The 24,656-nt window shown below is 71.5% G+C and carries 22 protein-coding genes and 1 pseudogene; 15 read left to right on the top strand and 8 right to left on the bottom strand.

Annotation, left to right across the window (positions count from 1 at the left end; translation table 11 throughout):
- Positions 1-275 precede the first annotated feature (275 nt).
- Positions 276-1,967, top strand: coding sequence for a protein kinase domain-containing protein (locus IE286_RS08195; RefSeq protein ID WP_189795956.1), 1,692 nt, complete (start codon positions 276-278; stop codon positions 1,965-1,967).
- Between the two features lie 91 nt (positions 1,968-2,058).
- Here the strand turns inward: IE286_RS08195 and IE286_RS08190 are convergent, their stop codons facing one another.
- The gene (locus IE286_RS08190) at positions 2,059-3,075 is read right to left on the bottom strand and encodes a phosphotransferase (protein WP_189795955.1); all 1,017 of its coding nucleotides are present in this window, start codon (positions 3,073-3,075) and stop codon (positions 2,059-2,061) included.
- Between the two features lie 564 nt (positions 3,076-3,639).
- Between IE286_RS08190 and pdhA the strand changes: the two genes are divergently transcribed.
- The 3 genes from pdhA to IE286_RS08175 are packed head-to-tail and all read left to right on the top strand — an operon-like array spanning position 3,640 to position 7,318.
- The gene (pdhA, locus tag IE286_RS08185; RefSeq protein ID WP_189795954.1) at positions 3,640-4,869 is read left to right on the top strand and encodes a pyruvate dehydrogenase (acetyl-transferring) E1 component subunit alpha; all 1,230 of its coding nucleotides are present in this window, start codon (positions 3,640-3,642) and stop codon (positions 4,867-4,869) included.
- Between the two features lie 2 nt (positions 4,870-4,871).
- Complete coding sequence (locus IE286_RS08180; protein WP_189795953.1) at positions 4,872-5,852, top strand: alpha-ketoacid dehydrogenase subunit beta; 981 nt, start codon at positions 4,872-4,874, stop codon at positions 5,850-5,852.
- Between the two features lie 11 nt (positions 5,853-5,863).
- The gene (locus IE286_RS08175; protein WP_189795952.1) at positions 5,864-7,318 is read left to right on the top strand and encodes a dihydrolipoamide acetyltransferase family protein; all 1,455 of its coding nucleotides are present in this window, start codon (positions 5,864-5,866) and stop codon (positions 7,316-7,318) included.
- Between the two features lie 94 nt (positions 7,319-7,412).
- On the opposite strand, the gene IE286_RS08170 is transcribed toward IE286_RS08175, so the two are convergent.
- Positions 7,413-8,321 carry a D-alanyl-D-alanine carboxypeptidase family protein gene (locus IE286_RS08170; protein WP_189795951.1) on the bottom strand — a complete coding sequence of 303 codons (909 nt, stop codon included), beginning with the start codon at positions 8,319-8,321 and terminating at the stop codon, positions 7,413-7,415.
- Positions 8,322-8,533: 212 nt separating this feature from the next.
- Here IE286_RS08170 and IE286_RS08165 point away from each other — a divergent pair, with 212 nt between their 5' ends.
- Positions 8,534-9,184: a GntR family transcriptional regulator gene (locus tag IE286_RS08165; RefSeq protein ID WP_189795950.1), complete on the top strand. Its 651-nt coding sequence runs from the start codon at positions 8,534-8,536 to the stop codon at positions 9,182-9,184.
- Positions 9,181-10,497 (top strand): MFS transporter, encoded by a 1,317-nt coding sequence (locus IE286_RS08160; protein WP_189795949.1) that lies wholly within the window; start codon positions 9,181-9,183, stop codon positions 10,495-10,497. Before IE286_RS08165 ends, IE286_RS08160 begins: the two co-directional genes overlap by 4 nt.
- Before the next feature lie 210 nt (positions 10,498-10,707).
- Here IE286_RS08160 and IE286_RS08155 read toward each other — a convergent pair whose 3' ends face one another.
- Complete coding sequence (locus IE286_RS08155; protein ID WP_189795948.1) at positions 10,708-11,532, bottom strand: maleylpyruvate isomerase family mycothiol-dependent enzyme; 825 nt, start codon at positions 11,530-11,532, stop codon at positions 10,708-10,710.
- 217 nt (positions 11,533-11,749) lie between these two features.
- Between IE286_RS08155 and IE286_RS08150 the strand changes: the two genes are divergently transcribed.
- Positions 11,750-12,541: a carbon-nitrogen family hydrolase gene (locus IE286_RS08150; RefSeq protein WP_189795947.1), complete on the top strand. Its 792-nt coding sequence runs from the start codon at positions 11,750-11,752 to the stop codon at positions 12,539-12,541.
- Between the two features lie 18 nt (positions 12,542-12,559).
- Here the strand turns inward: IE286_RS08150 and IE286_RS08145 are convergent, their stop codons facing one another.
- On the bottom strand, positions 12,560-13,054 hold the full coding sequence (locus IE286_RS08145) for an LURP-one-related/scramblase family protein (protein WP_189795946.1): 495 nt from the start codon (positions 13,052-13,054) through the stop codon (positions 12,560-12,562).
- Between the two features lie 90 nt (positions 13,055-13,144).
- Positions 13,145-13,417 (bottom strand): winged helix-turn-helix domain-containing protein, encoded by a 273-nt coding sequence (locus IE286_RS27105; protein WP_229862099.1) that lies wholly within the window; start codon positions 13,415-13,417, stop codon positions 13,145-13,147.
- 196 nt (positions 13,418-13,613) lie between these two features.
- Between IE286_RS27105 and IE286_RS08135 the strand changes: the two genes are divergently transcribed.
- Both IE286_RS08135 and IE286_RS08130 read left to right on the top strand, forming a co-directional pair.
- On the top strand, positions 13,614-13,799 hold the full coding sequence (locus tag IE286_RS08135) for a hypothetical protein (protein WP_189795944.1): 186 nt from the start codon (positions 13,614-13,616) through the stop codon (positions 13,797-13,799).
- 80 nt (positions 13,800-13,879) lie between these two features.
- A complete protein-coding gene (locus IE286_RS08130) occupies positions 13,880-15,694 on the top strand; it encodes a thioredoxin-like domain-containing protein (RefSeq protein ID WP_189795943.1) in 1,815 nt (604 codons plus the stop codon).
- 236 nt (positions 15,695-15,930) lie between these two features.
- Here the strand turns inward: IE286_RS08130 and IE286_RS08125 are convergent, their stop codons facing one another.
- On the bottom strand, positions 15,931-17,235 hold the full coding sequence (locus IE286_RS08125; RefSeq protein ID WP_189795942.1) for a M18 family aminopeptidase: 1,305 nt from the start codon (positions 17,233-17,235) through the stop codon (positions 15,931-15,933).
- 78 nt (positions 17,236-17,313) lie between these two features.
- The gene (locus IE286_RS08120) at positions 17,314-19,140 is read right to left on the bottom strand and encodes an acyl-CoA dehydrogenase (protein WP_189795941.1); all 1,827 of its coding nucleotides are present in this window, start codon (positions 19,138-19,140) and stop codon (positions 17,314-17,316) included.
- 282 nt (positions 19,141-19,422) lie between these two features.
- Between IE286_RS08120 and IE286_RS08115 the strand changes: the two genes are divergently transcribed.
- The 6 genes and pseudogenes from IE286_RS08115 to IE286_RS08095 all read left to right on the top strand — a co-directional run bounded on the left by IE286_RS08115 (position 19,423) and on the right by IE286_RS08095 (position 23,321).
- Positions 19,423-19,851: a BP74-related protein gene (locus IE286_RS08115; protein WP_189795940.1), complete on the top strand. Its 429-nt coding sequence runs from the start codon at positions 19,423-19,425 to the stop codon at positions 19,849-19,851.
- 38 nt (positions 19,852-19,889) lie between these two features.
- A complete protein-coding gene (locus IE286_RS08110; protein ID WP_189795939.1) occupies positions 19,890-20,354 on the top strand; it encodes an SseB family protein in 465 nt (154 codons plus the stop codon).
- Positions 20,355-20,487: 133 nt separating this feature from the next.
- Positions 20,488-21,186: pseudogene (locus IE286_RS08105) on the top strand (pirin family protein); the annotation flags it as partial.
- Between the two features lie 175 nt (positions 21,187-21,361).
- Entirely contained in the window at positions 21,362-22,114 is a 753-nt protein-coding gene (locus IE286_RS27100; RefSeq protein WP_308437390.1) for a DUF5994 family protein, read from the top strand.
- On the top strand, positions 22,111-22,632 hold the full coding sequence (locus IE286_RS27865; protein WP_372462523.1) for a hypothetical protein: 522 nt from the start codon (positions 22,111-22,113) through the stop codon (positions 22,630-22,632). Before IE286_RS27100 ends, IE286_RS27865 begins: the two co-directional genes overlap by 4 nt.
- Before the next feature lie 203 nt (positions 22,633-22,835).
- The gene (locus IE286_RS08095) at positions 22,836-23,321 is read left to right on the top strand and encodes a DUF5994 family protein (RefSeq protein WP_189795938.1); all 486 of its coding nucleotides are present in this window, start codon (positions 22,836-22,838) and stop codon (positions 23,319-23,321) included.
- A 37-nt stretch (positions 23,322-23,358) separates the two neighbouring features.
- Here the strand turns inward: IE286_RS08095 and IE286_RS08090 are convergent, their stop codons facing one another.
- Entirely contained in the window at positions 23,359-24,633 is a 1,275-nt protein-coding gene (locus IE286_RS08090; RefSeq protein WP_189795937.1) for an ATP-binding protein, read from the bottom strand.
- Between the last annotated feature and the right edge of the window lie 23 nt (positions 24,634-24,656).

Below are 24,656 nucleotides of genomic sequence, written 5' to 3'. Positions count from 1 at the left end.
TTCCCGGCCAAGTCTGCCCCAGGGCACCGACACGTCAAGTTCGGTGCCCGTTCCGTGACCGTACGCGAAAGAAACGTCGCGGAAGCGTTACAGCAGCCGTACAGCGCGTACCCGGGATTTGCACGGCGGCGGCCGTACGGGGTTTGATGGCCGGTCCCGTCCTGGACCGGTTCCCGCAGTGAAGCTGGACCGGCGGCCCGCTCGGAGCCTGTAGCGTGGCCGACGGAGACCGTAACTACACCGCACACCGCGGGCACACACGACGGCGAGGACTGATGGCACAGACGCAGCGCGCCCAGGACCCGTCCGATCCCGAGGCGTCCGTCGGCGGCGGCACGTCGGACGCGCCGGAGACGTGGGGCAACGGCGGCCTGGTCGGCGACGGCCGGTACCGGCTGACGCACCGGCTCGGACGGGGCGGCATGGCCGAGGTGTTCGCCGCGGAGGACGTCCGGCTGGGCCGGACGGTCGCGGTCAAGCTGCTGCGCGCAGACCTGGCCGAAGACCCCGTGTCCAAGCGCCGGTTCACACGCGAGGCGCAGTCGGTGGCCGGACTCAACCACCACGCGATCGTCGCCGTGTACGACTCCGGCGAGGACATCGTCGGCGGGCAGTCCGTGCCGTACATCGTGATGGAGCTGGTCCAGGGCCGCACCATCCGCGACCTGCTGCTCAATGCCGAGGCACCGGGGCCGGAACGGGCGCTGATCATCGTCTCGGGGGTGCTGGACGCCCTCGCGTACTCGCACCAGCACGGCATCGTGCACCGCGACATCAAGCCGGCCAACGTCATCATCACCGACAGCGGCGCGGTGAAGGTGATGGACTTCGGCATCGCCCGCGCCCTGCACGGGGCGTCCACGACGATGACGCAGACCGGCATGGTCATGGGCACCCCGCAGTACCTCTCCCCGGAGCAGGCGCTCGGCAAGGCCGTCGACCACCGTTCCGACCTGTACGCGACCGGCTGCCTGCTGTACGAACTCCTGGCGTTGCGCCCGCCGTTCGTCGGCGAGACTCCGCTGTCGGTGGTCTACCAGCACGTCCAGGACCCGCCGGTGCCGCCGTCGCAGATCTCCGACGGCGCCTGCCCGCCGGAGCTGGACGGCCTGGTCATGCGCGCGCTCGCCAAGGAGCCCGACGACCGCTTCCAGACCGCCGAGGAGATGCGCGGCACGGTGCAGTACGCCCTGCAGATGCTCTACGAGCAGGGCGGCCACACCGGCACCTGGAACACCGGCCCGGTGCAGCCGTACGACGTCCGCAGCACCCCGTCGGCCGGTCTCGCGGGCACGTCCGTGATGCCGCAGTCCGGCGGTGCGGGCTCCGGCACCCAGCAGATCCCCCAGCCGGTCCTGTCCGGCGGGTACGGCGACCGGGACGACGGCGGCTTCGACGGCCACGGCGAACGGCGCGGCGGCCGGGGCAAGCTGTGGATCCTCGCCGTGCTCGCGGTCGTCGCGGTCGCCGCGGGCGTGGCCCTGGCCCTGAACAACACCGGCGGCGGCGACGGCGGCGGCGCCGGCACCACCCAGTCGCCGACCAGCACGCACTCCACCGAGGAGGGCCGGCCCAGCTCCAGCGCGGACGACGGGTCCGCCGAGGAGCCGTCGGAAGGGGACACGGACCAGGGCAGCGGGAGCGGCGGCGGTGGCGGCTGGCACTGGACGCCGTCGCAGGACCCGTCGTGGACGCCTTCGGACTCGTCGACCGACGACCAGTCCGACCCGGCGGACGGCGTGCCGTCGTCGACCCCGTCGGCGCCGTCGGACCCGCAGGACACGGCCGGCGGCGGCAGCGGCGAGGGCGGCGGCGAGGGCAGCGGCGGCGAGGACACCGGCGGCAATCCCGGCACCGGCACCGGCGGTGGCGCCGGCACCACCGGGAGCGGCGGCAGCACGGGCAGCGGCGGTGGTAACTCCGACGCCGGAGGCCTCACCGGCACCCTCAACGGCGGCACCGGCTGACCGCCGGATTCCCGCGCGCGTGCGGGCCCGTGCGGCCCCACGCGCGCGTCGTCGTGTCCGGGGTACACCGTCCGCCGCGGGCGACGGGTGATCAGTCCGCGAACGCCCCGCACACCGCGTCGTACTGACGGGTCCACCACACAGCGAGCGCCGAGGCGGCCGGGAACTGCTCGTCCGCGCGCCGGTCGCCCCGCTCGTAGTGCCAGCGCAGCATCCAGAAGTCGTTCAGGCGCTCCCACCACACGCGGTGCACGGCCGCCGCGAGTTCCGAGGCGGTGGCGCCCGCCGCCCGCCGGTACGCGCGGGCGTACGCCCTGATCTTCGGCAGGTCCAGGGTGCCCGCCGGGCGGACGAAGAAGATCACGGCGGCGCGTACCGCCTCCTCCGCGCGGGGCTGCACGCCGAGCCGGTCCCAGTCGACGATCGCGGCGGGGGAGTCCCCCTTGTAGAGCAGGTTGAACGGGTGGAAGTCGCCGTGCACCCAGCCGACCGGGCCGCCGGGCGGCGGACGCCGGTCGGCGTGCTGCTCAAGCAGCGTGCGGCGCTCCAGCAGCCGGTGACGCGCCAGCGTGTCGAAGGCGTCGCAGGGACGGTGGCGCTGCACATGCCCGAGCAGCTCGTCGATCAGGGCGAAGGTGTCGGCCGGATCGGCGCTCTCCACCGGATGGGGGCTGGTGGCGGGGCGCGTGCGCCCCTTGGGCGGCATCACGGCCTCCAGGCAGGCGTGCACGGCGCCCAGCAGCGCGCCCAGACGGGCACTCTGCGCGGTGGTGAGCTGGCCGCCGTGCCGGTGCCGGCCGTCGACCCAGGGATGCAACGCGTAGGCGTGCCCGCCGACGACGGCGACGGTGCGCCCGTCGCGGCAGGCGAGCGCGGGCGCCACCGGGACCCCCAGGTCGGCCAGGCGCTGGGTGGCCCGGTGGCGGCGGGCGATGGCGGCGGGGTCGGCGGTGTCCGGGTCGGAGTGGTGCTTGAGGAAGTAGCGGCCGCGGGTGGTGCACAGCCGGTAGCCGCGGTTGAGCAGTCCCTGTTCGACCGGCTCGCAGGTCAGGGCCGATCCGGCGGCGTACTGGCGCAACAGGGCCCGCAGAGGGGGCGCATGCGGCACAGGGGGTGGTACACATGAGCGCGGCACGCGGCAGATGTTAGGGCACGACGGAGGGCCCGTGAGCTGCCGGTTGTCACAGAACGTCAGCAGTGGTCACATCCGGTCACGACGGGTCGTCGTCGCCCCGGCGTCCCGCTCCGCCGCGCGGCCCCTTCGGACGGGCGCGCGAGGTCACTCGTCAAGAGCAGTTCCGGCCCCTTTCCGACCCTTCCCCAGACGGGGGTGGGCGGGATACCGTGCGGCTGTTCCGGCCCCCTCGCAGGGCTGTGACCAGCGGCTGCACCACATGATCGGCGAGTTGCTCGGACGTCCAAGCGAAAATACTTGGAAATCCAATGAAACGCGCAGGTCAGAGGGGGTTTCCCAGAAATGTGCAGCACTGGGTAACGTGGCTGCTGCAGGGCGCTCGCCGGGGCACCTGTCACGCCTGTTCCCGGCCGAGTGGCATCCACCCCGTGTCCGGTGGCCGACAACAGGTGAGCCTCCCCCAGGCTCTGAACGAGCAAGGGGGGAATCCCAGGCCTACCGGCAACCCCGGGGGCCGGACCGACGGAGGAGCACTACGTGACCGTGGAAGGGACTGCCGCGCGCACATCGCGACGCAGCGCCGGCAAGAAATCCGGAACAAGCGGCACCAAGGCAGCGGGCACCACTGGTACCAAGCGCGCCACCCGCACGACCGCCAAGAAGGGCTCCGGCACGGTGACCGCCGCCGACCCCGACCTGGTACAGCTGCTGACCCCCGAGGGGCAGCGCGTCAAGAACGCCGAGTACGACCGCTACGTCGCCGGCATCACCCCCGAAGAGCTGCGCGGTCTGTACCGCGACATGGTGCTCACCCGGCGCTTCGACGCCGAGGCCACCGCTCTGCAGCGCCAGGGCGAGCTGGGCCTGTGGGCCTCGCTGCTGGGCCAGGAGGCGGCCCAGATCGGCTCGGGCCGGGCCCTGAACGACGACGACTACGTCTTCCCCACCTACCGCGAGCACGGGGTCGCCTGGTGCCGCGGGGTGGACCCGGTCAACCTGCTCGGCATGTTCCGCGGCGTGAACAACGGCGGCTGGGACCCGAACAGCAACAACTTCCACCTGTACACGATCGTCATCGGCTCGCAGACGCTGCACGCCACCGGCTACGCCATGGGCGTCGCCAAGGACGGCGCGGACTCGGCGGTGATCGCCTACTTCGGCGACGGCGCCTCCAGCCAGGGCGACGTGGCCGAGTCCTTCACCTTCTCCGCGGTCTACAACGCCCCGGTCGTCTTCTTCTGCCAGAACAACCAGTGGGCGATCTCCGAGCCCACCGAGCGCCAGACCCGGGTGCCGCTCTACCAGCGCGCGCGGGGCTACGGCTTCCCCGGCGTGCGCGTCGACGGCAACGACGTCCTGGCCTGTCTGGCCGTCACCAAGTGGGCGCTGGAGCGTGCCCGCGCCGGCGAGGGCCCCACCCTGGTCGAGGCGTTCACCTACCGCATGGGCGCCCACACCACCTCCGACGACCCCACCCGCTACCGCAGCGAGGAGGAGCGCCTGGCCTGGGAGGCCAAGGACCCGATCCTGCGCCTGCGCCGCCATCTTGAGGCCGGCAAGCACGCCGACGAGGCGTTCTTCGCCGAGGTCGAGGCCGAGAGCGAGGCCCTGGGCAAGCGGGTGCGCGAGGCGGTCCGTGCCATGCCCGACCCGGACCACTTCGCCATCTTCGAGAATGTGTACGCGGACGGGCACGCGCTCGTCGACGAGGAGCGCGCCCAGTTCGCCGCCTACCAGGCGTCGTTCGCGGACGCGGAGGGGGTGTGAGCATGGCTGCGGAGAAGATGGCCCTGGCCAAGGCGATCAACGAGTCGCTGCGGCGCGCCCTGGAGGAGGACCCCAAGGTCCTGATCATGGGTGAGGACGTCGGCAGGCTCGGCGGTGTGTTCCGGGTGACCGACGGCCTGCAGAAGGACTTCGGCGAGAGCCGCGTCATCGACACCCCGCTGGCCGAGTCCGGCATCGTCGGCACCGCGATCGGCCTGGCGCTGCGCGGCTACCGCCCGGTGGTCGAGATCCAGTTCGACGGTTTCGTCTTCCCGGCGTACGACCAGATCGTCACGCAGCTGGCGAAGATGCACGCCCGCTCCCTGGGCAAGGTCAAGCTGCCGGTCGTCGTCCGCATCCCCTACGGCGGCGGCATCGGCGCGGTGGAGCACCACTCGGAGTCGCCGGAGGCCCTGTTCGCCCACGTGGCGGGCCTGAAGATCGTCTCTCCCTCCAACGCCTCGGACGCCTACTGGATGATGCAGCAGGCCGTCCAGAGCGACGACCCGGTGATCTACTTCGAGCCCAAGCGGCGCTACTGGGACAAGGGCGAGGTCGACGTCGAGGCCATCCCCGGCCCGCTGCACAAGGCCCGGGTCGTCCGCGAGGGCACCGACCTGACGCTGGCCGCCTACGGCCCGATGGTGAAGCTGTGCCACGAGGTGGCCGCCGCGGCCGCCGAGGAGGGCAAGTCCCTGGAGGTCCTGGACCTGCGGTCGGTGTCCCCGCTCGACTTCGACACCATCCAGGCGTCGGTGGAGAAGACCGGCCGCCTGGTGGTGGTCCACGAGGCCCCCGTCTTCTTCGGCTCCGGCGCGGAGATCGCCGCCCGGATCACCGAACGCTGCTTCTACCACTTGGAGGCGCCGGTCCTGCGGGTCGGCGGATTCCACGCGCCGTATCCGCCGGCGCGCCTGGAGGAGGCCTACCTGCCGGACCTGGATCGCGTGCTCGACGCCGTCGACCGCTCGCTGGCGTACTAGGGGAGAGGTTCGTGACGACGATGACCGAAGCGTCCGCATCGGTGCGCGAGTTCAGAATGCCGGATGTCGGCGAGGGCCTGACCGAGGCCGAGATCCTCAAGTGGTACGTCCAGCCCGGGGACACGGTCACCGACGGGCAGGTGGTCTGCGAGGTCGAGACGGCCAAGGCCGCCGTGGAGCTGCCGATCCCCTACGACGGCGTGGTCCGCGAGCTGCACGTCGCCGAAGGCACCACGGTGGACGTGGGCACGCCCATCATCGCGATCGAGGTGGCGGGCGGCGCCGGGGCCGACGTCCCGGCGCAGGCCCCGGCGGCCGAGCCGGAGCCTGCCCAGCCGGCCCAGGAGGTGCAGCCGGAGGGCCGGCAGCCGGTCCTGGTGGGCTACGGCGTGGCCGCCTCGTCGACCAAGCGCCGCCCGCGCAAGAGCGGCACCACGGTGTCCGAGCCGGCCCGGACGGCCGTCCAGGCGGAGCTGAACGGGCACGCTGCGGCCCGGCCCGAGCCCGCCCCGGCCGCCGCCGGCCTGCCGCGCCCGCTGGCCAAGCCGCCGGTGCGCAAGCTGGCCAAGGACCTGGGCGTGGACCTGGCGACGGTGGTCCCCACCGGCCCGGACGGCGTCATCACCCGCGAGGACGTGCACGCGGCGGTGGCCGCCCGAACGGCCGCTCCCGCACAGCAGCCGGCGGCACCGGCTCCCCAGGCACCCGCCCCCGCCCCGGCGGCCGCCCCGGCACCGTCCGCGCCCGCCGTGAGCTGGGACGCCGTGCGGGAGACCCGGATCCCGGTCAAGGGCGTCCGCAAGGCCACGGCGGCGGCGATGGTCGGCTCGGCGTTCACGGCCCCGCACGTCACGGAGTTCGTGACGGTGGACGTGACGCGCACCATGAAGCTGGTCGACGAGCTCAAGCAGGACAAGGAGTTCGAGGGGCTGCGGGTCAGCCCGCTGCTGCTCGTCGCCAAGGCCCTTCTCGTCGCCGTCAAGCGCAACCCGGACATCAACGCCTCCTGGGACGAGGCGAGCCAGGAGATCGTCCAGAAGCACTACGTCAACCTGGGCATCGCCGCCGCCACCCCGCGCGGCCTGATCGTGCCGAACATTAAGGACGCCCACACCCTGACGCTCCCGCAGCTCGCCCGGGCCCTGGGCGAGCTGGTGACGACCGCCCGCGAGGGCCGGACGACGCCCGCGGCGATGCAGGGCGGCACGATCACCATCACCAACGTCGGCGTCTTCGGCGTCGACACCGGTACGCCGATTCTCAACCCCGGGGAGTCGGCGATCCTCGCGGTCGGTGCGATCAAGCCGCAGCCGTGGGTCCACAAGGGCAAGGTGAAGCCCCGCCAGGTCACCACCCTGGCACTGAGCTTCGACCACCGCCTGGTCGACGGCGAACTCGGCTCGAAGGTCCTGGCGGACGTGGCCGCCGTCCTGGAGCGGCCGAAGCGCCTGATCACCTGGGCCTGAGCCGGAACACGGACACGCGCACGAAGGGGCCTGCCGCCGTCGGGCGGCAGGCCCCTCGCGTATGCCGTCCGGCCCCGAGGGCCGGCTTTTCCGCCTACCGGCCCAGGCGGGCGAAGCCGTAGTCGAGGATCTTCGTGGCGTCCTTGCCGCGCTGGGCGACGGACGAGGAGGCCAGGACCGTCCCGATCACGGTCTTCGAGCCGCGGGTGGCGGCGAAGACCAGGCAGTACTTGGCCTGCGGGCCCGAGCCGGTCTTCACCCCGACGGCGCCCTTGTAGCTGCCGAGCAGCGTGTTGGTGTTCGTCCAGGTGCCCATGGTGCGGATGCTGCCGGTTCTGGTGACCGTCTTCGCCTGGTACGACCTCGTCTTCACGATGGTGCGGAAGACGGAGTTCTTCATCGCGCTGGAGGCCAGCTTCGTCAGGTCGCGCGGCGTCGAGTAGTTGCTGCCCTTGCCGATGCCGTCGAAGGAGTCGAAGTGCGTGTTCTTCAGGCCGAGGCGCCCCGCGGTGCTGTTCATCCGGCCGATGAAGTTCTTCACCCGCGCGTCCCGTGTCTTCCCCGAGCCGAAGGTGTCGGCCAGCGCGTAGGCGGCGTCGCAGCCCGAGGGCAGCATCAGCCCGTACAGCAGCTGCCGGACGGTCACCTTGTCGCCCACGATGAGATGGGCCAGGGAGGCGTTGTTCTTCACGACGTAGTCGCTGTACGCCTTCTGGATGGTGACCTTGCGGTCCAGGTTGAGCCCCGGCTGGTCGAGCACCACCTTCGCGGTCATGATCTTGGTGGTGGAGCCGGTGGACAACCGCGTGTCCGCCTTCTTCGCGAACAACGTGGCCCCGTTCGTGCCGTTCATCGCGTACGCGCCCTTGGCCACGACGGACGGCGCGGCGGCGGCCTGCGCCGGAGCCGCGGCGAGGGCTCCGGTGGCGCACAGCGTGCCGGTGGCCAGGGCGACGGCGGTGGCTGTGCGGAGGCGGTGGGTGGCCTTGATGCCGGTGTTCAAGAGAAATACCCCGATGCTTCTCGAATGCCTCTGTGACGTGGCGTAGTCGACTGCCCACGAGGTGAGGTCGCATCTGTCTGACTGCCGACGGCCGCGGTTGGTTGCGGGGTGCGCGGGTGAAATCTCCGCCGCCCGTGCGGTCCGCATGGCCGTCACGGTCCGCATGATGGACGCGCCCTGCCATGCGTACGTGTTGTATCTATCATGTCGCCATGACTCTGGCCGTGAAGCAGCCGCCCGCCGCGGACCGTGTGTACGCGCACGTCAAACAGGCTCTGCTGGAACGCCGTTACGAGGGCGGCACCCTGCTGACCGAAGGGGAACTGGCCGAGGCCGTCGGTGTCTCCCGCACCCCTGTGCGCGAGGCGCTGCTGCGGCTGGAGGTCGAAGGGCTGATCAAGCTCTACCCGAAGAAGGGAGCGCTCGTCCTGCCGGTCTCCGCGCAGGAGATCGCCGATGTCGTCGAGACCCGGCAGCTGGTGGAGGAGCACGCGGCCCGCAAGGCCGTGCCCGCCCCGCCGGGTCTCATCCAGCGGCTGGAGGAGCTGCTGGAGCAGCAGAAACAGCAGGCCGCCGACGGCGACTTCGCGGCGGCCGCCGTCACCGACCGCTGCTTCCACGCCGAGATCGTCCGCAGCGGAGGCAACGAGATCCTCTCCCGCCTCTACGACCAGCTGCGCGACCGGCAGCTGCGCATGGGGGTGGCCGTCATGCACGCCCACCCGGACCGCATCGCCAAGACCCTCACCGAGCACGAGCAGATCCTCGACGCGCTGCGCACCGGGGACGCCGACGCCGCCGTCGGCCTCGTCCACCGGCACGTCAGCTGGTTCTCCAACCTGGCCCGGGGTGAGGTGCGGTGACGACGGTTTCCCGTTCCGCGGCGTCCGTCCAGCGGCCCGGTGATCCGCCCGGCGGCCCCAGGGCCGTCCTCGTGTGGAGCATCGGGGTCGCCGTCTACTTCGTCGCGGTCATCTTCCGCACCTCGCTGGGCGTGGCCGGCCTCGACGCGGTCGACCGCTTCCACGTCAATGCCTCGGCGCTGTCCACCTTCTCGATCCTGCAGCTGCTCGTGTACGCGGGCATGCAGATACCCGTCGGCCTGCTCGTCGACCGGCTCGGCACGAAGAAGGTGCTGGCCCTGGGCACCGTGCTGTTCACGGCCGGTCAGCTCGGCTTCGCCTTCTCCCCGTCGTACGGCACCGCGCTCGTCTCCCGTGCCCTGCTCGGCTGCGGGGATGCCATGACGTTCATCAGTGTGCTGCGGCTGGGCACCCGGTGGTTCCCGGCGCGGCGCGGGCCGCTGGTCGGCCAGCTCGCCGGACTCGTCGGCATGGCGGGCAACCTGGTCTCCACGCTGGTGCTGGCCCGGCTGCTGCACTCGGTGGGCTGGACGGCGGCCTTCGCGGGCAGCGCGCTGGCCGGTGCGGTGGTCTTCGTCCTGCTGCTGCTCTTCCTCAAGGACCACCCGGAGGGACACGAGCCGGCCCCGCAGCCGCACCAGGGGGCCGTGTACGTGCGCCGGCAGATCGCCGCCTCCTGGCGGGAGCCCGGCACCCGGCTGGGCATGTGGGTGCACTTCACCAGCCAGTTCCCGGCGATGGTGTTCCTGCTGCTGTGGGGGATGCCGTTCCTGGTGGAGGCGCAGGGGCTGTCCCGGGGCACCGCCGGGAACCTGCTCACGCTGGTCGTGCTGTCCAACATGGCGGTCGGGCTCGTGTACGGACAGGTCGTCGCCCGGCACCACGCGGCCCGGCTGCCGCTCGCCCTGGGCACCGTCACCGCGACCGCGGGCCTGTGGGCGGCGACGCTGGCCTGGCCCGGTGAGCGGGCCCCGATGTGGCTGCTGGTGGTGCTCTGCCTGGTGCTCGGCGCCTGCGGCCCGGCCTCGATGATCGGCTTCGACTTCGCCCGCCCGGCGAACCCGCCGGAACGTCAGGGAACCGCCTCCGGCATCACCAACATGGGCGGTTTCATCGCCTCGATGACGACGCTGTTCGCGATCGGGGTGCTGCTGGACGCGACCGGCGACGACTACACGGTCGCCTTCTGCGCGGTGTTCGTGGTCCAGGCGCTCGGCCTCAGCCAGATCCTGCGGCTGCGCGGGCGGGCGGCCCGCAGGGAGCGGGAACGGCTGGTCGCCAGCCGGGTGGAGACGCTCCACGTGCCGGCGTAGCCGTCCCGGCCGCCGCGGCGTGCCGTCCCCGGGGCCCGCGGCGGCGCCGCCCTGCCCGGCGGGGCGGTCACGGCGTCGGACGGCACCTGCCGCGGCCCCCGTCCGCTGCCCGTGCCGTCGTCGTGGCCGCGGCCGCACCACGGCCCGTACGGCCTGTACGGCCCGTACGGCGCGGGGCGCCGACCCCGGCAGCCACGTCCCCTCCGGCGGCTACTGCGTCACCGTGAAGTTCCGCAGGATCCGTTCCGCCAGCTCCGTGTCGCCCTCGGTCTTCACCCGGTCCTCCACCGCCTGGTAGCTCACCCGCCCGCAGGCCAGGCGGACATAGGTCTCCCAGTCGAGGCTCAGCGAGGCGGCCGGCCCCAGGGCGGGTGCCGTCTCCAGCGTGGCCCGGCCCTTGATGTCGATGCGCACCGTGCGCAGGAACTCGACCGGACCGCTCACGTCGAACACGATCGCCGAACTGCGCGGCGCCTCCGCCCGCTCGGCGATCACGCCCGGCAGCGCGTCCAGCAGATAGTCACGGGTCACCTGGGCGCCCGGCGAGTCGAGGTTGCCGGGCTCGCCGAGCGCGGTGCGCAGGTCCTGTTCGTGCACCCAGATGTCGAACGCCCGGTAGCGCATGGCCTCTTCGAGGGTGATCTGAGCGCCGAGCGGGCCGCGCACCGTCGTGCCCGGGTCCCGGTTCTCGTTCCGCAGCTGCCGGTTGCGGCGGATGATCGTGTACTCCAGCTCCGACGTCATCTCCGGAGCCGTGTGGTGGCGGCGGACGTCGACCTGCAGCTCCATGTAGCGCTGATGGTCGCTGGTGACATGGAACAGGTCGCGGGGCAGCGCGTGGATCGGCCGCGGATCGCCCAGTGCCTCGCAGTCCAGGCCGATGACGTGCGAGACGATGTCACGCACCGACCATCCGGGGCACGGGGTGCGCCGGTTCCACTCGCCCTCCACGAGCGGCTGCACCAGGTCGGATATCGCTTCTACGGAGTGGGCCCAGGCATCGGCGTACGGCTGGAGGGTGGGATGCAGACTCACGGAACGGGACCCCTCGGCGGTCGGTACACGGCTAGGTTGTGACGGCATTGCCAGCGGGTGGTGGCTGCTCGGCGGACAACTCGCGGGCCCCCAGGCTCTCGCTCCGCTACGAGCATGGGGATCCCCAAGTTACGCTGCTGGGAGGCACCCCGGCAGTGCTTTCGTGTGACGATCGTAGGCCCGTGGGGGCCAACTCGATGGCCAGGACGGTGGTATTGTGCGCGCCTCACTGATCCAGATCGCCGTGGACGAGGACGAACCGGTCGGAACCCGGCGGCAGCGGGCGGCCGCGCTGGTGCGCGAGCAGTCCGGCTCCGACCTCGTGGTGCTCCCCGAGCTGTGGACCACCGGGGCCTTCGCCTTCGAGCGCTTCGCCGAGCACGCCGAGCCGCTGAAGGGGCCGACCTGCGAGACGATGGCCGAGGCGGCGCGCACGGCGGGCGTGTGGCTGCACGCCGGCTCGATCCCCGAACGGGACGAGCAGGGCACCCTCTACAACACCTCCCTGGTCTTCTCCCCGTCCGGCGACCTGGCCGCCGCCTACCGCAAGATCCACCGCTTCGGTTTCGACAAGGGTGAGGCCGTGCTGATGGGGGCGGGCGACACCCCGGTCACCGTCGCCCTGCCGGACACCACCGTGGGTGTGGCGACCTGCTACGACCTGCGGTTCCCCGAACTGTTCCGCGCGCTGGTCGACGCGGGCGCCGAGACGTTCGTCGTCCCGGCCGGCTGGCCCGAGCGGCGGCGGGCGCACTGGACGCTGCTGGCCCGCGCCCGGGCGGTGGAGAACCAGGCCTTCGTGCTCGCGTGCGGCACGGCCGGCACCCACGCCGGGGTCCCCCAGGCGGGGCACTCGATCGTGGTCGACCCCTGGGGCGAGGTGGTGGCCGAAGCCGCGGCCGGCGAGGAGATCCTCACGGTCGACATCGACCCGGGCCGGGTGGCCGCCACCCGCGAGCAGTTCCCGGTCCTCAAGGACCGGGTGCCGGGCCTGCACCGCCCGGCCTGACCCGGCCGCGAGGCCGCGCTACGCCTCCTCCCGCTCCTTCTCCGCCAGGTGGATCACGCACACCGCGACGGCGATGAGCAGCGCCGGGTCGGCGTCGTCGCGGACGATGTCCACACCGTAGGTGTCCACGACGCTCAGCCACCGCCGGGAGATCACCGCCAGCAGCTCCCCGTCGTACTCGACGGCGAACTCCCGGTCGAGGATCTTGCCGCTGACGTCCAGCTCGGTGCCGTCCGCGAGGGTCACCCGGTAGTGGTTGCGCAGCAGCGACAGCCGTTTGCGGCGGATTTTCGCCAGGGGCTGCCCGTCCCGCTCGATCACCATGGTGTCCCGCAGCGCGAACATCTTCTGGTGGATGTCGATCAGGACCCGGCCCTGGGCGTCCTTCAGCTCGAAGGTGTCGCGCAGCCGCATCGCCTTGCCGTCGACGAGGAAGACCTTGCGGCCATGCTCGTCCTCGATCCAGTAGTCGTCGCCGATGCCGAGGATGCGGTCGCGTACGAGGAATCTCATGCCTGACGGCTTCCCCGGCCCGCCCCGGGGCACGCCGCCGGTAGGCCGAGGGGCTGAGCCGGGCGGGCCGCGGACGACGCCTGACCCCGTTTACACGCCCTCGCTCGGGTCCCCGTCGCGGGGCTCAGGCCGGGGCGCTTCTGCCTTTGCGGGGCCGATCGCGAACGACCCCTTCGAGGGCAAGGTCTCGATCAGGCCCCGCTCGCGAAGATCGCGGAGAGCGCGCCTGATCGTGTGATCGGCCACGCCGTACTCCTGCGCGAGCCGCACAATGCCCGGCAGCGCACCGCCCGGCGGGATGCGCCCGGTCCTGATGTCCTGCTCGATCGCTCGCGACACGCGCTGCCACTCGTACTCGACCACAACACCAGCGTCGCGCGGCGTACCGAGGGCAGCATCGGCGGACCATGGTGCACCATGGCACTCCGTGGCGTACCGTGGTGTATGCGATACGCAAGGTGCCCGGCGGCCGATGTGAGCGACCCCGGGCGTGGCCGACTGCAGAGGAGTCGACATGCGAGAGCGTACTGCTGTCCGATACGAGGACGGAGCCATCTACGTGACCGATCCGGACCCGATCGAAGAGATCCGGATCACCTATGCGCGGAAGCTCCTCGCGGCGGCGTCGCCGCTGTTGGACACAGGCCAGGACGCGATGAGCCAACGTGAGCTCTGGTACACCGCCCTCGAACTCGCCCGGTGCTGCCGTGACCTGTTGATCATCATCGAAGATTCGCGCGGCTGATCCCGCCGCACGGACGCCTCGGCCTTCCCGGGGGTCGGGGCGTTTTTCGTACTTCGGTACCGGTCGGCGATGCTGGACACATGAGCAACGCAACCCGACGCGCCCGCGTCCGCGCCCCCGAGCTGATCGGCAAGGGAGGCTGGCTGAACACGGGCGGCCGGCAGTACACCCTGGCCGACCTGCGCGGCCGCATCGTCCTCCTCGATTTCTGGACCTTCTGCTGCATCAACTGCCTGCACGTCCTGGACGAGCTGAGAGAACTGGAGGCCAAACACCGGGACACGCTCGTGATCATCGGCGTGCACTCGCCGAAGTTCGTGCACGAGGCGGAGCACCAGGCGGTCGTCGACGCCGTGGAGCGGTACGGCGTGGAGCACCCGGTGCTCGACGACCCCGAGCTGGCCACCTGGAAGCAGTACGCGGTGCGGGCCTGGCCGACGCTCGTCGTCATCGACCCCGAGGGGTACATCGTCGCCCAGCACGCCGGCGAGGGGCACGCGCACGCCATCGAGAAGCTGGTCGAGGAGCTGGAGGCCGAGCACGAGGCCAAGGGCACCCTGCGCCGCGGCGACGGCCCGTACGTGCCGCCGGAGCCGGAGCCGACCACCCTGCGCTTCCCCGGCAAGGCGCTGCGGCTGCCCTCGGGCACCTTCCTGGTCAGCGACACCACCCGGCACCAGCTGGTGGAGCTGGCGCAGGACGGCGAGAGCGTGGTGCGCCGGATCGGCTCCGGCGAGCGCGGCCTGCGCGACGGCGACGTGACCACAGCCGCGTTCAACGAGCCGCAGGGCCTGGCCCTGCTCGACGACGGCACGGTGGTCGTCGCCGACACCGTCAACCACGCGCTGCGCCGCCTGGACGTGGCCACCGGCGAGGTCACCACGCTGGCCGGCACCGGCCGGCAGTGGATGCAGGGCGAGCCCTCCTCCGGCCCGGCGCGCGAGGTCAGCCTGTCCTCGCCGTGGGACGTGGCCTTCTGGCGCGGCAAGGTGTGGATCGCCATGGCGGGCGTGCACCAGCTGTGGACGTACGACCCGGCCGAGAACCGAGTGGCCGTCGCCGCCGGCACCACCAACGAGGGCCTCGTCGACGGGCCGGGCGAGCAGGCCTGGTTCGCCCAGCCGTCCGGGCTCGCGGCCACCGAGGACCGGCTGTGGCTGGCCGACTCCGAGACCAGCGCCCTGCGCTGGGTGGACGCCGAGGGGCAGATCCACACCGCCGTCGGCACCGGCCTGTTCGACTTCGGGCACCGTGACGGTGCGGCCGGCCAGGCGCTGTTCCAGCACCCGCTGGGCGTCACCGCCCTGCCCGACGGCTCGGTGGCCGTCGCCGACACCTACAACTACGCCCTGCGCCGCTACGACCCCGCCACCGACGAGGTCACCACGCTGGCCACGGATCTGCGCGAGCCCAGCGACGCGGTGCTGGACGGCGACGAGATCGTGGTCGTGGAGTCCGCGCGGCACCGGCTGACCCGGCTGCGCCTGCCGGAGGAGGCGGTCCGGGTGGAGGCGGTCGCCCACCGCACCCAGCGCGCCGCCACCGAGGTCGCTCCCGGCACGCTCCGCCTGGACGTGATCTTCCAGGCCCCCGCGGGCCAGAAGCTGGACACGCGGTTCGGGCCGTCCACCCGGCTGCTGGTCTCCTCCACCCCGCCCGAGCTGCTGCTCGGCGGCGAGGGCGCGGGCACCGATCTGGCCCGTGACCTTCAGCTGAACCCCGAGGTCGGCGAGGGCGTCCTGCACGTGTCCGCGATGGCCGCGAGCTGCGACGACGACCCGGCCAACGAATACCCGGCCTGCCACGTCCACCAGCAGGACTGGGGTGTACCGGTCCGCGTCACCGAGGGAGCCGCCGACCGGCTGCCGCTGGTGTTGGCCGGTCTGGACGCCTGAGGACCGAGGCCGTGAGGCCGCGCGGGTGCGGCGCGGCGGTCGGACGCCGTACCCGCCGGTGATGTCCCGCGCGCGGTGCTGCCGGTCCTCCCCTCGACGGCGGTCGTGGGCGGCAGCACCGTGCGGCGCCGTCGGCCCATGACGGTCGCCTCGCTGTCCGGCCCGGTCCCTTCGGGCCGGACCGCCGCCTACCCCGCACCTCAACCCGCATGCGAAGCAGGGCGGTTGCGGCGGCGTCAGCCCTCCAGGAAGGCCGCCAGGGCGTTCGCCAGCAGGAACGGGTCGTCGGCGGCGCACAGTTCGCGGGCGCTGTGCATGGACAGGATGGCCACGCCGATGTCGACGGTCTTGATGCCGTGGCGGGCCGCGGTGATCGGGCCGATGGTGGTGCCGCACGGCATGGAGTTGTTCGAGACGAACGACTGGAACGGCACGCCCGCCTTCTCGCAGGCCGCGGCGAACACCGCGCGGCCCGAACCGTCCGTGGCGTAACGGTTGTTCACGTTCACCTTGAGGATCGGTCCGCTGCCGGCGCGCGGGTGGTGCGTCGGGTCGTGCCGTTCGGCGTAGTTGGGGTGCACGGCGTGGCCGGTGTCGGACGACAGGCACACGGTCCCGGCGAAGGCGCGCGCCCGGTCCTCGAAGGTGCCGCCGCGCGCGTACACCGAGCGCTCCAGCACCGTGCCGAGCAGCGGGCCGTCGGCGCCCGTGTCGGACTGGGAGCCGGTCTCCTCGTGGTCGAAGGCGGCCAGCACCGGGATGTACGGCAGGGATCCGGCCTGCTCGCCGGAGGCCACGGCCGCCAGCGCCGCCGTGCCGGCGTGCACGGACAGCAGGTTGTCCATGCGCGGCCCGGCCACCAGCTCGCGGTCCCGGCCCAGGTAGGCGGGGGACTCCACGGAGTGCGTCATCAGGTCCCAGCCGGCCACCGAGCCCTGGGGAAGGCCGGCCTCCTGCTCCAGGAAGGCGATGAGTTCGCCGTCGCGGATGTCGTCGCCCAGGCCCCACAGGGGCTGCAGATGCCGCTGCTTGTCGAGCTTGAGCCCGTCGGTGGACACCGAGCGGTCCAGGTGGATCGCCAGCTGGGGGATGCGCAGCAGCGGACGGTCGACGTTCACCAGGCGGGTGGAGCCGTCCCGCAGGGTGAGCCGGCCCGCCAGGCCCAGGTCGCGGTCGAGCCAGGAGTTCATCAGCGGGCCGCCGTAGATCTCCACGGCGACCTGGCGCCAGCCGTGCGCCCCGCTGTCGGGCCGCGGCTTGACGCGCAGGTTGGGCGAGTCGGTGTGGGCGCCGATGATGCGGAAGGGCGTGTGCGGGGCGGCGTTCTCGGGGACGTACCAGGCGATGATCGCCCCGCCGCGCAGCACGTACCGGCCTCCGCTGCCGCCCTCCCACGCATCGGTCTCGGCGACCTCGCGGAAGCCGGCCTGTCGCAGCCGTTCGGCGGCGTTCGCCACGGCGTGGTACGGCGACGGGCTCGCCGCCAGGAAGGACATCAGATCGTCGGTGTGGCCGCGGTCGAAGGGCCGGCGTGTGCTCATGGAATCACCATAACGACGCGGCAGGGGTCCGCTCCCGGGCTCGGGAGGGACCCCTGCGCACGGACGGGGCGCGGGCGGCTAGAACGCGGCCTCGTCCAGCTCCATCAGGTCCAGGTCGACGTTCTGGGCCACCTTGCGGGCGAAGGTGACGCCGGGCAGGACGTTGGCCGCGAAGAACTTCGCCGCCGCGATCTTGCCCTGGTAGAACGCCTGGTCCTTGGCGGAGGCCGTGGGGAGCTTCTCGGCGGCGACCGCGGCGCCCTTGAGCAGCAGGTAGCCGACGACCACGTCACCGGAGGCCAGCAGCAGGCGGGTGGTGTTCAGGCCGACCTTGTAGATGTTCTTGGTGTCCTGCTCGGTGGCGGCCAGGTCGGTGAGCATCGTGCCGACGATGGCCTCCAGCTCGCCGGTGGCCCGGGCCAGCTGCTCGCGGGCGGCGGCCAGCTCCTCGCCGCCGGTGCCCAGCTCCAGGAACTTCTTGATGTCCTCGGCGAGGGCGTTCAGCGCGGCGCCCTGGTTACGGACGATCTTCCGGAAGAAGAAGTCCTGGCCCTGGATCGCCGTGGTGCCCTCGTACAGGGTGTCGATCTTGGAGTCCCGGATGTACTGCTCGATCGGGTACTCCTGCAGGAAGCCGGAGCCGCCGAAGGTCTGCAGCGACTGGGCGAGCTGCTCGTAGGCCTTCTCCGAGCCGTAGCCCTTGACGATCGGCAGGAGCAGGTCGTTCAGCGCGTGCTCGGCGGAGGCGTCCTCGCCGTTGGCCTCCTTGACCTGGATGGCGTCCTGGATCGAGGCGGTGTACATCACCAGGGCGCGCATGCCCTCCGCGTACGCCTTCTGCGTCATCAGCGAACGGCGCACGTCCGGGTGGTGGGTGATGGTGACCTTGGGGGCGGTCTTGTCCGCGAAGTTGGCCAGGTCCGGGCCCTGGACGCGCTCCTTGGCGTACTCGAGCGCGTTGAGGTAGCCGGTGGAGAGCGTGGAGATCGCCTTCGTGCCGACCATCATCCGGGCGAACTCGATGATGCGGAACATCTGGCGGATGCCGTCGTGCTTGTCGCCGATGAGCCAGCCCTTGGCGGGGTGCTTGTCGCCGAAGGTCATCTCGCAGGTGTTGGAGACCTTCAGGCCCATCTTGTGCTCGACGTTGGTGGCGTAGACGCCGTTGCGCTCGCCCAGCTCACCGGTGGTGAAGTCGAAGAGGTACTTCGGGACGAGGAACAGAGACAGGCCCTTGGTGCCGGGGCCGGCGCCCTCGGGACGGGCGAGCACGTAGTGGAGGATGTTCTCCGCCATGTCGTGCTCACCGGAGGTGATGAAGCGCTTCACGCCCTCGATGTGCCAGGAGCCGTCCTCCTGCTGGATCGCCTTGGTGCGGCCGGCGCCCACGTCGGAGCCCGCGTCGGGCTCGGTGAGCACCATGGTGGAGCCCCACTGCTTCTCCACGGCGATCTTGGCGATGTGCTTCTGGACCTCGTTGCCCTCCTCGAAGAGGATGCCGGCGAAGGCCGGGCCGGAGGAGTACATCCACACGGCCGGGTTGGCACCGAGGACCAGCTCGGCGTAGGCCCAGATCAGGGAGCGGGGAGCCGTGGTGCCGCCGATCTCCTCGGGGAGGCCCAGGCGCCAGTACTCGGAGTCCATGAAGGCCTGGTAGCTCTTCTTGAAGGACTCGGGGATCGGTGCGGTGTGCGTCTCGGGGTCGAACACCGGCGGGTTGCGGTCGGCGTCGGCGAAGGACGCGGCCAGCTCGTTCTCGGAGAGGCGGGTCAGCTCCTCCAGGACGCTCTTGGCGGTCTCGACGTCCATCTCCTCGAAGGGACCGGTGCCATAGACCTTGTCGCGCCCCAGTACCTCGAAGAGGTTGAACTCGATGTCGCGGAGATTCGACTTGTAGTGCCCCATGGCGACGGCTCCATCGGAGAGAGGACTCGGCGAGGCACTGACTCCTCGCAGCTTGTTCGCATACCGACTAGTAGCAACTAGTCGGCTCCGATGATGCTACCCGCGAGTAATATCCCGCAACCCCGCTCCGGCCATCTGTGACGCGTCTCAAGTGCGCCGACGTGCTCCCGTGGCGTCGCGGCCGTACGGGTGACCCCGCGCCTCCGGTCGGAGCGCACCGCGCGACCTGGCGACTACGGTCAGTGATCAATCGTTGCCTCTTCTCGTGCACGGAGGTGTCCCATGTGGCGATTCCTGACCAGGCTGGGCGGGCTGGCGGCGGCGGTGATGCTCACCGTCGGACCGGCCCATCCCGCGCAGGCGGCCGGGCCGGCCTATTTCGAGTTCACGGACAGCAGCCAGAAAAGGGCGGTCGTCCGGATCGACAGCCCGGCCATGATCCAGCACGCCCGCGACCTGCTCAGCGGCGCGACGGACGCACAGCCCCACCTCTTCGGACGGATCGTCAAGCGCCCGGCCGTGGACAACCCGCGGTGGTCCTTCCACTACGACCCGGACACGGTCCACTTCTTCGATGTGGCGGTGGAGGTGTGCGACGCCACCATCCCCTATGTCGAGGATCATCTCGACGAGGCGGGCGGCTCCTTCCTGCCCGGACTCTTCTGGTGCCCCTGGACCTCCCGGCTGACCCGTGAGGTTCCGGCTCCGTAGCCCTCCGGGCGGCGAGGCGGCTCGGTACGCTTCTCCCCATGTACGGCTACGACCAGAACGTGGGTGCCCAGCAGCAGTACGCCCCGCCGCAGCAGCCGATGGCCGGCGGCTACGGGCAACAGCAGCCGCTGTACCCCGAGCCGTCGCCGCCCTCGCTCGCGGACGCGGTGCGCGCCTTCACCACCGGCCAGATGTCCGCCGAGGACTTCCAGCAGATCTTCGCCACCTCCAAGGTCTACTGCCCCCGTGGTGACACGCCGGGCTTCCTGGCGCTGCACAACACCCAGCAGCCGGTGATCCCGATGTTCACCTCGCTCAAGCAGCTGCGCCGCTACGCCGGCAAGGAGTCGAAGTACTTCGTGATCACCGGTGCCGAGGTGATCGACCTGCTGCCCACGGGGTACGGCTTCGTGCTCGACATGGAGGGCGAGCACCGCATCGTCTTCGACGCCAAGGCCGTCGAGCAGATGGTCGACTTCGCGATGCGGCGCATGTACGGCTGAACCGCCGCGGCGGTCGCGGCGGAGGTACCCGAGCCGGGAGCCCGGAGGGAATGCCCTCCGGGCTCCTCGCGTTGGTGATGGCAAGAAGTTGAACACTCAACTAGAGTGGGTACAAACCACACCGAGGAGGTACATCGACGGAATCTTCGACCACCAGGACAGCCACGGGGGCGGCGGCACCATCACCAACGGCGACACCCAGTGGATGACCGCCGGCAGCGGCCTGCTGCACATCGAGGCCCCGCCGGAGCACCTGGTGGTGTCGGGCGGCCTGTTCCACGGGCTGCAGCTGTGGGTGAACCTGCCCGCCAAGGACAAGATGATGGCGCCGCGCTACCAGGACATCCGCGCCGGCAGCGTGCAGCTGCTGACCTCCCCGGACGGCGGCGCGCTGCTGCGGGTCATCGCCGGAGAGCTCGACGGGCACAAGGGCCCCGGCATCACGCACACGCCGATCACGATGATCCACGCCACGCTCGCGCCGGGCGCGCAGATCACCCTGCCCTGGCGGGAGGACTTCAACGGCCTGGCGTACGTGCTGGCCGGGCGCGGCACGGTGGGCGCCGAACGCCGCCCGATCGAGCTGGGGCAGGCCGCCGTGTTCGGCGCCGGCTCCTCGCTCACCGTCGGCGCGGACGCACGGCAGGACTCCCGCACGCCCGACCTGGAGGTCGTCCTGCTCGGCGGCCGCCCGATCCGCGAACCCATGGCCCACTACGGCCCGTTCGTGATGAACACCCGTGAGGAGCTCCAGCAGGCGTTCGAGGACTTCCAGACGGGGCGCCTGGGGACCATTCCGGCCGTGCACGGGATGTCCGAGGGCGGAATGTAGCGCTCAGGCCGAGCGCGGACGAGTCCGGTCCGGTGCCGTCGTGCGCGAGGGCGTCAACCAGCCCTCTTCCGGTCAGCCGGTGACGGAGTCTTCCGGCCACGGGCCGGGGCCGTGACCTGGGTGGGGGCTCTGCCCAGTGGGTCGCTGCCCCGGCCTTCGGGCGATCGGAGCCGGCATGTGCACGGGCCGCGGCCGGCCACCGGTGGGGCGACCCGGTCCCGAAGGGGAACATACCTGGTCACATCCGGCTTTCCGGGCCGGTTGCCGGAGTAGTGTGAACACACCGGGAGTTCTCCGCGCACCGGCTCCGCCGCTGGTGCCGTTCCCGGTGATCGACCATGCCGGGCCGCATCGACGAGCCCGGGGACAGGCGCGCGTCATGCCCGTGACCATTGACCGTACGGCATCGAGCAGGCGCACGCCGCAGCAGCCGGCCCGGCTGTCCCTGACGCCGGCACCAGGCGGGCTGGACGGCATGTGGTGGCCTCGCTCCCGAGCCCTCACTCGTGAGCTGCCCACCCTGACGGCCGCGCTGAGCGCACACTGGGGCCGCATCACAGGCGTCACCGTGCATCCGGCCCACTGGCCCGTCGTTCCGCACTGGGTGTCCGTCGCCGGGCGTACCGTGCAGGTGAGCTGTTCCACCGAGGTCCAGGATCCGCACAGACTGACTGTCTCCCTGCCCGATGGCCGCCGCGACGTCCTGGTGATTCCGCCGGAGACCGGTGCGGATGCCGCCGCGCACCTGATGGCGGGCGACGACGGGGACGCCGCGGCACGTAAGGAGGCGGCGGACAGGATCGACGCCAGGACCAGGGAAGAAGCGTGGGAGACCGATGGCGGTGCAGGTCGGGCCGTCGTACCTGACCCGGCCCATCGGGTCGGCAGGGCTCTCGCTCGCGGGTCGGCGGAGGTGGGAGAACCATGACCGTCATCGCCGTGGCCGTGCTGCTCTTTGTGATCGCCGTCGGAGTCGTTGTGATCCACCGGCTCAACGGTCAGCACGACGAACGGATCGCTGCCTTCCGCTACAGCGATGCGTTGCCGGGGATCGGGCGTCGTCGGTCCCGGAGGCACGGCCGGCCGGCGACCGTTCAGGCACCCCCGACCGAGACGGCGGTCGCGGATGACATCGACGTCGGCCCGGCCCTGGGCAGCAGAGGAAGGCGCGTGATGGCGATACTGCGAGACCGGAAGACGTACCGCGACAGGATCATGCAGGCTCTGTACCGAGCCGCCGAAGGCGATCGCCTCCTGGGCGTCGATGGGGCGAAGCTCCGCACCGACCTCGGTATTCCTGAGCAGGACATGGCCGCCGCCTGTACGTACCTGGCGGGCGAAGGCTGGGTTGTCGTGGATTGGGGGAGGGGCAACACGCCCGCGATGATCACACTGACGCACCAGGGGATCCGGCGGATGGAATCGGAAGAGGAAGCGCGTGGCTGAGCCGCCGCGTCGGCGCATGTGCACGTGCGATGAACCGCAAGGGCGGCTTCGGCGGGGGTGTGCGCCGAGGCCGTCGCCTTCCCGCAGCCGCCTCCTGCGGCGAAGCGCTCACGGGAGCGTCGTGCGGCGTACCGTGAGGTGGCAGGGCGGTCTCGCGCAGAACGCCCTGCCGTCGCACTGCTCTCCCCGGACGGGCGGACACCATGACCGACTCCGACACCCCTGACGTCCCCGGGCTGCTGCCGGACGCCGTCCATCGGTCGGTGAAGCCCGGAACGGCCCTGCTGCGGCTGGAGACGACACACGAACGCGAGGGAATCCTGGACGGCGCGTGGTGGCCGAGGTCCCGCGACATCGGTGCCGAGCTCCCCGCGCTGATCACGGCACTGACCGAGTATCTGGGACCTGTCACCCGGGTCGGTCTGGACGGCAGCGCCTGGGACGGACTGCCGACCCGGGTGGTGATCGACGGCCGGGTCGTGCACATCGACTCCTTCCCGGTCGGTGACGACACCGTCCTCGTCACCCGGGGCGACCGGGACCATTTCTCGTTCTTGCTGATCCCTCCGGACACGTCGCCCGACGCGGCACGCGCCGCGATGGCCAGGGCCGTACGGCCCGGCAACGTCACCGAGGCCAGCCAGATCCTCATCGACACGGGCGGCGGCACGCCACCTGCGCCGGCCTGACACCTCCGTCGCGGTCCGGCCTGCGCCGTCCCGGTCGCTAGATGCGGGCGAACTTCTCCGTCTGCTGGGCGAATTGCCGGGCCATGGCGGCGCTGACCGTGGGCCTGGTGCCGCGGATCGTGTCCAGATAGTCGTCGGTGGTGGGGGTGGTCCGGGTCCCGGTGTCGAAGGAGCGCTCGAACTGGGCCTGGGAGACGGTTCGCGCCGCATGTGCGATGTCGGCGGGGGTGAATCCCTCGCTGGCGGACGCGAGTACCGCGCTGTCGGCCCGCGCGCCCGCCCGGGCCAGGTAGCTTTCCCACAGCGCGGTCCTGGCGGTGTGGTCGGGCGGGCCGATGGGCAGCACGTAGTCGAAGCGGCCGTGCCGCAGGAACGCGGAGTCGAGCGTGGTCACGTCGTTCGTGGCGCAGACGAGCAGCCGTCCGTCCTGGCGTCGGAACCGGACGATCGCCTTGAGCAGTTCGTTGACGACGCCGACAGCGGTCGCGTCCGCGCCAGCGCGTTGGCCGGCGATCTCCTCGACCTCGTCGATGAAGACGAGGACGTGATCGAGCCGCGCGATCTCGTCGAAGCGCCGGTTCAGCCCGGTCGCAAGGCCGTACTCGGCGGCCAGTCGGGCGGGGAACAATTCGAGGAAGGGCCACCCCAGGCGGCTGGTGATCGCGTGCGCGAACGTGCTCTTGCCGGTCCCGGGCGGGCCGAACAGCATCACCGCCCGTGGCAGTTCCACTCCGTGCTGGGCGGCCAGTTCGGGATGGGCCAGCGGCAGGACCAGGCGCCGCTCGATGAGCTGCTTCTCCCGTTGCATGCCCGCGACCTTCTGCCACAGTCCCCCTGGCGGCAGCTCCGCTCCGAGCGCGGACAGTGTGCCGGCCGACTGCGGAGTCACCGGCCCGCGCTTTTCGAAGAAGACCAGCCCGGTGCGGACGCCGAAGTCGCAGTGGTGCAGGGCGGTGGCACCGGTCTCGCCCTCGGGCAGGGCGGCGTGCACCGCCCGGACGCCGGCGGCGAAGAGCCGTTGCTCGAGGGCGGTGACCAGGGCAGTGCCCAGCCCGCCCTGCCGCCAGGCGGGCTCCACACAGATGCGCAGGATCCAGGCCCGTTCGCCCTCCACCCTGCTCACCGCGGCGCCGACCAGCGCAAGCGCGTCACCGGCCGTGGCCACCACGGCCGGATGGCGGGCCTGGAGGGCCTTCACGGCGTCCGCAAGGGGGAAGAGCGGCGGGCCCTCGGCCGTGCGGCTCTCGATGTCGACATGGATCAGCGCGTCGAGGTCGTCCTGTGTGTAGTCCCTGATCCGCCAATCCGTCATCGATCCGGCTGCCTTTCCGGTCG

The organism is Streptomyces thermodiastaticus, assembly GCF_014656135.1.
In the GTDB taxonomy this organism is placed as follows: Bacteria; Actinomycetota; Actinomycetes; order Streptomycetales; family Streptomycetaceae; genus Streptomyces; species Streptomyces thermodiastaticus.
The sequence above is the reverse complement of the archived record's forward strand: the minus strand, read 5'-3'. Positions and strand labels throughout refer to the sequence as shown.

Excerpts from the sequence above, each read along its gene's own strand:
- IE286_RS08195 (WP_189795956.1), top strand. The coding sequence starts at position 276 with ATGGCACAGACGCAGCGCGCCCAGGACCCGTCCGATCCCGAGGCGTCC.
- IE286_RS08180 (WP_189795953.1), top strand. The coding sequence starts at position 4,872 with ATGGCTGCGGAGAAGATGGCCCTGGCCAAGGCGATCAACGAGTCGCTG.
- IE286_RS08165 (WP_189795950.1), top strand. The coding sequence starts at position 8,534 with ATGACTCTGGCCGTGAAGCAGCCGCCCGCCGCGGACCGTGTGTACGCG.
- IE286_RS08145 (WP_189795946.1), bottom strand. The coding sequence starts at position 13,054 with ATGAGATTCCTCGTACGCGACCGCATCCTCGGCATCGGCGACGACTAC.
- IE286_RS08130 (WP_189795943.1), top strand. The coding sequence starts at position 13,880 with ATGAGCAACGCAACCCGACGCGCCCGCGTCCGCGCCCCCGAGCTGATC.
- IE286_RS08125 (WP_189795942.1), bottom strand. The coding sequence starts at position 17,235 with ATGAGCACACGCCGGCCCTTCGACCGCGGCCACACCGACGATCTGATG.
- IE286_RS08120 (WP_189795941.1), bottom strand. The coding sequence starts at position 19,140 with ATGGGGCACTACAAGTCGAATCTCCGCGACATCGAGTTCAACCTCTTC.
- IE286_RS08115 (WP_189795940.1), top strand. The coding sequence starts at position 19,423 with ATGTGGCGATTCCTGACCAGGCTGGGCGGGCTGGCGGCGGCGGTGATG.
- IE286_RS08110 (WP_189795939.1), top strand. The coding sequence starts at position 19,890 with ATGTACGGCTACGACCAGAACGTGGGTGCCCAGCAGCAGTACGCCCCG.
- IE286_RS27100 (WP_308437390.1), top strand. The coding sequence starts at position 21,362 with ATGTGCACGGGCCGCGGCCGGCCACCGGTGGGGCGACCCGGTCCCGAA.
- IE286_RS27865 (WP_372462523.1), top strand. The coding sequence starts at position 22,111 with ATGACCGTCATCGCCGTGGCCGTGCTGCTCTTTGTGATCGCCGTCGGA.
- IE286_RS08095 (WP_189795938.1), top strand. The coding sequence starts at position 22,836 with ATGACCGACTCCGACACCCCTGACGTCCCCGGGCTGCTGCCGGACGCC.
- IE286_RS08090 (WP_189795937.1), bottom strand. The coding sequence starts at position 24,633 with ATGACGGATTGGCGGATCAGGGACTACACACAGGACGACCTCGACGCG.